The following is a 3570-nucleotide window of genomic DNA, read 5'->3' on the forward strand; positions in this document are numbered from 1 at the left end:
TTATTTCTCTCTTTTGACACGGCTATTTATTTCTCATACTATTGCTATTGCTATTTATTCGGCTTGCATACAGAAGGGCAGAAAAAACTGCTATATAGCTCAAAATAGGTTTATTTACAAATGGAGAATGATCAAATTGAAAAATTACTAAAAAATATATAAAGATAGTAGAAATTTTGAATTCTTTATAGCAAAACGAACTATAAATATTATAAACTATGCCTAAAAAATAAAATATCGCACCAAAAAATCCGGTATAAAGTATAATCTCTAAAATCATATTATGAGCCATGCTATAGCTTGGATCGATGCGAATAGCTCTTTCCGGAAGATTTAAAAATACATCTATCCCCCAACCAAATATAGGTTTTTGCATTATCATATCAATGCTATACTTCCAGATAGCATATCTTCCCGATGAATTTCCTTGGATTAGATCACCGAACCTTTCTGATAGACTTTCTATATTTAGTAATACAACTAATACAAGAAATGCTAGTGTGACAAATATTAATATTAAATTTTTATTTCGCTTAAAATTCACAATGCAATAGAATAAAGTAGCAAAAAAAGCAGCTACCCATGAGGAACGAGAAAACGTAAATATAGTAAAAATAGATAAAATTGTGCAAAACACCAATTTAGCAATAGGCTTTTCTATAAAAATAAATGAAAAAATAAAAGCAAATCCCATAAACATTCCATAGACATTACGACTTATAAAGCCCCCTGTAAAACCACCCTGTACTTTATCTAAAAACACATTATTACTATCTGTGGCGTTACAAATTCCGGTAACAATAAGCAGAGCAAACGAGATGACTATAAAAATTATAAACTCGGTAATATTAAATGCTTTAATAACATAAAAGTAATAAAGAGCTAAAAATAAAATACCATATCGGAACGTAAACAAAATTGATGTCTCCCAACTTCTACTGTTTAAATATTCCGGATTAATAAAGTTAGATATAAATTGAGCTACAACTATGCCTATAAACGAAATCAGCAAAATATTAATATCCTTTAATAAATCAGATATTATATTAAAATTCTTTTTATATATAATATGACATAAAAATATTACATCTAAACCTACCCATGACACTTGGTAGAAAGCATTTTTAAAAGGTATAGAAATCAATAACATTGCCATAAAGAATTTTATGGATATCGTGATAACATCATATTTTAAATCGACCGATTTAATTCTAAAATTATTTAATTTCATAACTAGTAAAACCCCTTAATTTTTAAATTTCAATCAAGTTCTTCATAATATTTTTTAAGAAAGGTAATATAATTTTGCAATCTTAAAATATCTCTAAATCCGACATGCTTTTTGAAAAAATCCCTAACAAATTTTTCATATTCTGTATAAATTTCATAAATTTTATCACTTAAATTTTCGACATTGTATAAAAATTCTTCATCTAGAATCTCTGGAATTCCACCCACGCGGGTAGATATCAGCACGGGCGAATAAAAAATGCCTTCGATCAAAATCACGGGAAAGCCCTCCTTGCGCGAGCTGATGACGTGCAGGTGCGCCGCGGCAAGCGCAGCCGCGACATCATCGCAAAAGCCGCACAGCCGCACGCGGTCCTGCAATTTTAGCGAATCGATTAAATTTTGCAAATTTTGTCTCTCGCTACCCTGGCCGTAAATTTTAAGCTCGAAATCAAATTTCAGCTCGCTTGCAGCGTGGATCAAAAGATCAAAACCCTTGATCTTATCGAGCCTACCGACCGCGACGATGCTAAATTTAAAATTTTCCGGCTCCGCGTTTGCGCCCTGTTGCGATACGAATACGCTGCTGGTCTTATTTTGCGACGCGTCTGCATCGAAAGGCGTATCTTGCGACACGCACGCCCCGCCAGGCGTATCTTGCGACGCAAATGCAGCGCTAGCCATGTTTCGCGACGCGCCCGCAGCATCATCCGAGTCGCCGCACGTTGCTTCCTTGGGCGCCCTATTTGCGGCGTCCTCCGCGTCCTTGCAGCGCGCGAAAATTTCATGATTTACAAACTCCCGCCGCGGCTCTATGCCGAAATATATTACTTTCGCGGCGTGATTTATCGTGGTTGCGACCTTGCGCGAGGCTGCGATGACGTTTCGCACGCGATCGAAAACGGGCGCCTTGCGATCGTTGTGCTTGGTCGCAACGAGCTTAAGATTTAAAAATTTTTCGACCACGAAGCCGATCTGTGCGGCTTTGGCACCGTGCGAATGTAAAATTTCAAATCCGCCCGAGCGTAAAAACCGATAAATTTCAGCGAACAAAAACGGATTGTAGCGCTTGTCGCGGCTTTTGTACTCATAAATTTGCACGCACGCATCTAGACGCTGTAAAAACTCGCATCTATCGGGCACGATGAGCGCCGTCTGCTCGCTTTTGCAAAGCTCATTTAGCGAGTCGATCACGATCTTTTCGACGCCGCCGTAAAATCTGGAGCAGCAAAGATAGGCGATTTTCATCTATTTCTGCCCTTCTTCATCTTCAAAATGAAGCTAAAAAGCCCCTGCCTGCCGCTAACCATGATACGCGGAATTTCAAAATTTGAGTAGTGAGGGCGCAACACGTCGTTTTGCGTCGTAACGGCGCAGCTAAAGCCCGCCTCGCGCGCGCAACGCACGCTAATCTCGTCGTAAAAGCCGAACGGATAGGCAAAGGCGCTGCAGCAAATGCCGAATTTCGCCTCTATTTCGCGCTTTGATTCGCTCATCTGACGCAGCTGCTCTGCCGCGTCCAGGCTAGGCAAGTTTGCATGATCGAGCGTATGCGAGCCGATCTCGATGAGCCCGCTTCGCAAAAGCTCGCGAACCTCATCGTCGCTTAGCATCTGCTCGCGATTTAGCTCGTCGCTTGGCTTTTTCAGATCCTTATCGGTCGCCCAATTCCCGTCAAAGCGCCGGTTCACGATGAAAATCGTCGCCTTAAAGCCGTATTTTTGTAAAAGAGGCAGGGCGCTCGCGAGATTATCGCGATACCCGTCGTCGAAAGTGATACAAACAGCCTTCGCAGGCTTGCTACCCAAGCTTGCAAGCTCGCTTAGAGTGTAGCTCGTAAAGCCGTTTCGCTTCAGCCACGCAAGCTGTTTTTCAAACGCGGCGGGACTTACGCGCAGACGGTTAAATTTAGAAGCACGCTTTGGCAGATGCTCTCGGATCATATGATACATCAGCACGCGCGGATACTCGTAGGGCAGGTCCTTTGCCCACCACGCAAAGCGCAGGCAAAACCACGCAAAAAGCGCCGCAAAAGCCAAAACCGCCGCGTAGATCATCGCTCGATCCTCATGCGATAGGCCAAAAAGCTTAGTATCGTAGCCAGGCTTAGCGCTTCTTTCGACAGATACGCGCCGTGGTCAAACTGGCAATCTATCAAAAGATAAATTAGAAGCGTAAGAACCCCAAACTGCCTGCTTTGAACGCACTCCTTAAAAACGCTAAATAGGATCGCGCCGTAAAAGATAAGACCGAGCACGCCGCTATAAAGTAAAATTTCTAAAAATAGATTGTGCGGCGCGTTATATTCAGGATGCTCAAGAACCGGGGAGCCCGGCAAAT

General features: G+C 41.7%; 3 protein-coding genes and 1 pseudogene. All 4 read right to left on the bottom strand.

Annotated elements, in window-relative coordinates:
• Positions 1 to 22: 22 nt before the first annotated feature.
• Complete coding sequence (locus tag Q0256_RS00435; RefSeq protein ID WP_297959015.1) at positions 23 to 1231, bottom strand: O-antigen ligase family protein; 1209 nt, start codon at positions 1229 to 1231, stop codon at positions 23 to 25.
• Positions 1232 to 1260: 29 nt separating this feature from the next.
• Positions 1261 to 2478, bottom strand: coding sequence for a glycosyltransferase (locus tag Q0256_RS00440; protein WP_297959017.1), 1218 nt, complete (start codon positions 2476 to 2478; stop codon positions 1261 to 1263).
• Positions 2475 to 3287, bottom strand: coding sequence for a polysaccharide deacetylase family protein (locus Q0256_RS00445; protein WP_297959019.1), 813 nt, complete (start codon positions 3285 to 3287; stop codon positions 2475 to 2477). The genes Q0256_RS00440 and Q0256_RS00445 overlap by 4 nt, the downstream gene beginning before the upstream one ends.
• Positions 3284 to 3570: pseudogene (locus Q0256_RS00450) on the bottom strand (hypothetical protein); the annotation flags it as partial. The pseudogene Q0256_RS00450 and the gene Q0256_RS00445, both read right to left, overlap by 4 nt.

It is taken from the genome of uncultured Campylobacter sp. (genome assembly GCF_937949835.1).
GTDB lineage: Bacteria > Campylobacterota > Campylobacteria > Campylobacterales > Campylobacteraceae > Campylobacter_B.